General features: G+C 38.7%; 3 protein-coding genes. 2 read left to right on the top strand and 1 reads right to left on the bottom strand.

The features are described 5' to 3' along the window. Positions 1-52 precede the first annotated feature (52 nt). Positions 53-1,111: an NAD(P)-dependent alcohol dehydrogenase gene (locus ACR2F7_RS07490; protein WP_432712963.1), complete on the bottom strand. Its 1,059-nt coding sequence runs from the start codon at positions 1,109-1,111 to the stop codon at positions 53-55. Positions 1,112-1,596: 485 nt separating this feature from the next. Here ACR2F7_RS07490 and ACR2F7_RS07495 point away from each other — a divergent pair, with 485 nt between their 5' ends. Together ACR2F7_RS07495 and ACR2F7_RS07500 are read left to right on the top strand one after the other, a co-directional pair. Continuing rightward, entirely contained in the window at positions 1,597-2,034 is a 438-nt protein-coding gene (locus ACR2F7_RS07495) for a hypothetical protein (protein WP_432712964.1), read from the top strand. 108 nt (positions 2,035-2,142) lie between these two features. Continuing rightward, on the top strand, positions 2,143-2,804 hold a 662-nt coding region (locus ACR2F7_RS07500; protein ID WP_432712965.1), incomplete at its 3' end, for a ketopantoate reductase family protein.

Consider the following 2,804-nt stretch of genomic DNA (forward strand, 5'->3'; position numbering starts at 1 on the left):
AAGCAAATGGCCAGTAATTTACATCACTGGCCATTTGCTTTATTTCAAATAATTAGCTTTTTAACGAAGCCATATCAATTACAAAGCGGTAACGGACATCGCTTTTTAACATGCGCTCATAAGCCTCATTGATATCCTGAATCTTGATCATCTCAATTTCAGAAACAATCTGGTGCTTGCCACAGAAATCTAGCATTTCTTGTGTTTCTGCAATACCACCAATTAAAGAGCCTGCCACAGATTTTCTACCTAAAATCAACGGCACAGTGTTCAACAAAGGATCTACATTGCCCAGGAAGCCTACTAAAACTAAGGTACCATTGATGTTTAAACTAGGTATGTACAAATTTAAATCATGTACGTAAGGAACAGTATCAATAATTAAATCAAATTTTCTGTTTACACTTGTCATCTGTATAGGATCTGTAGAGATCACCACTGCATCAGCACCTAATTCAAGGGCATCTTTTTCTTTTTCCGGAGATCTGGAGAAAAGCGTAACATGTGCGCCAAGGGCTTTTGCCAGCTTAATAGCCATGTGGCCAAGTCCACCTAAACCAACCACAGCAATAGTACTTCCTTCTTGCACTTTCCAGTGTCTTAAAGGCGACCATGTGGTAATACCCGCACAAAGTAGGGGTGCAGCTGCCGCCGGATCAAGATTTTCTGGCACAGTTAAAACAAAGTGCTCATCTACCACCACTTTTTCGGAGTAACCGCCAAAAGTGTGTCCTCCTGTATGTCTGTCCATACCGTTATAAGTTCCGGTAAAGCCATTCTCACAATATTGCTCTAAATCTTGGGCACAGCTTGCACATGTCTGACAAGAATCTACCATACAACCCACAGCAGCCATGTCGCCAACTTTAAATTTGCTGACATCACTACCAACTTTGGTTATTCTACCCACAATTTCATGCCCCGGAACCACAGGATACATCGACCCTCCCCAGTCATTCCTTGCTGTATGCAGATCTGAATGGCATACCCCACAAAACAAAATGTCAATTTCAACGTCTTTAGAGGTCAATTCTCTTCGTTGTATATTTAGTGGCTTTAATGGAGCTTCTGCAGCTTCTGTCCCGTATGCTTTCACTTCAATATTTTCCATATTTATCAATTTTTTACGCTTTAAACTTTTGGCGAATATACCATTTTCAAGAACCATGAAATGCGAATGCCCCATTTCTAAGCATGTTTTTTATCTTGATAGGGCTCATTTATCATGTATATGCTCTTTTATTATATTTGGGTAACAAATACATGTTTAAATTGTGTGGCAATCCTCAATTTACTGTCAACCTTTGTCTGCTTGAGGAGTTTGAATAATGTTCAAACACTGTAATATAAGTTAAGGGACTGCTGAGTTACACGTTATAATGAAAGCGCATCCAATCCACCATGAGTCCACACTCAGTCCACCCTTTGTTCGGTAAAACGTGGACTCACCGTGGACTCATGGTGGACTCACTGTGGACTCACCCAAACCTGTCAAATAGCTGCCTTAAAATTTCTATCTTCGAAAACGTTAGTTAAAACTCCTTGTAATAGCTTAAATAGGCAATATGAATTTCAAATATGCCGAATACACATTTTATGATACACAGATACTTTTTATTTTATACCGTGCTGTTATTTCTATCCTTGTTTGGTTGTACGTCTAAGGAGGCAGAGAAAAAACATGCAAAACGATCTTATATCGCCATCGACGGTACTGATACGGCCTGGCTTAAGGTTTTGATTACCGATGCTCGTTTTAAAGGCAAACTTGAAATCAATTTTAATAACAGGTATAAGGATTCTGGCGATGTAAAAGGCGATGTGAAGGGCGATACCTTGCTTGGTGATTACCACTATTTTCATTACGGACTGGAATGGAAAAGAAAGGCTATTTCCTTATTAAAAAAGAACAATACCCTGGTTATGGGGGAGGGTTTGCAGCGTGTTTATTTAGAAATACCTTTTTTTAGTGCTGAGGTTCCTATTAAATATGACAGCGTGAAGTTCGTTTTCCGTCTGGTGGATGCTCCTTAAAATGCTGTAAAATTGTGCTTTAGCTCATGATTTTGTTTTGAAGCCTTCATTTGTAATAGTAATACTGCCCGATTTAAAAACAAAACCAAGTTTATTTAACTTTGCACCATGAATAACAACTCCATCAATTCTGTTTATTTCATTGGTTTAGGCGCTATTGGAGCAAAATATGCTTCAAAAATTTACGATTTCAACCCTGAATTGGTTAAAGTTATTGTTAACGATGTACGGTTGCAGCGCTATACTGAAAATGGCATTTATGTAAATGAAAAGCGTTACGACTTTTCTTATGTAACGCCAGCACAGTCTACTGAGAAAGCAGACTTGATTATTGTGGGGGTAAAAAGTTATCATTTAGACCAGGCCATTGAAGAGTTAAAACCTTTTGTAGGCCCCAATACGCAAATATTATCTTTATTGAATGGTATTGATAGTGTAGGGAGAATTGCGCAACAGATAGGGGAGGAACATGTTTTATACAGTATTGTTTACATGGATGCTGTTCGCCGGGATAACCGTGTCTCTTATAAGTCTATTGGTAAGTTTGTTTTTGGCGAAGCATTAAACACCATTAAATCTGCAAAGGTGCAGGCTGTGGCTGCTTTATTTGATCAGGCGGGCATCCCTTATGAAATTCCTGAAAATATGGAGCTAGCCCTGTGGCGTAAATTCATGATTAACATTGTCATTAACCAGGTATCATTTTTGGTGAAGGGTTCATACCACATCTTTCAGGATAATTTTCATGTGATGGAGTTGATGCAGCTCAT

Origin of the sequence: Pedobacter sp., from assembly GCF_045628745.1 — a bacterium.
GTDB lineage: Bacteria > Bacteroidota > Bacteroidia > Sphingobacteriales > Sphingobacteriaceae > Pedobacter.

Coding starts and splice junctions, on each gene's coding strand:
- ACR2F7_RS07495 (WP_432712964.1), top strand. CDS start 1,597: ATGATACACAGATACTTTTTATTTTATACCGTGCTGTTATTTCTATCC.
- ACR2F7_RS07490 (WP_432712963.1), bottom strand. CDS start 1,111: ATGGAAAATATTGAAGTGAAAGCATACGGGACAGAAGCTGCAGAAGCT.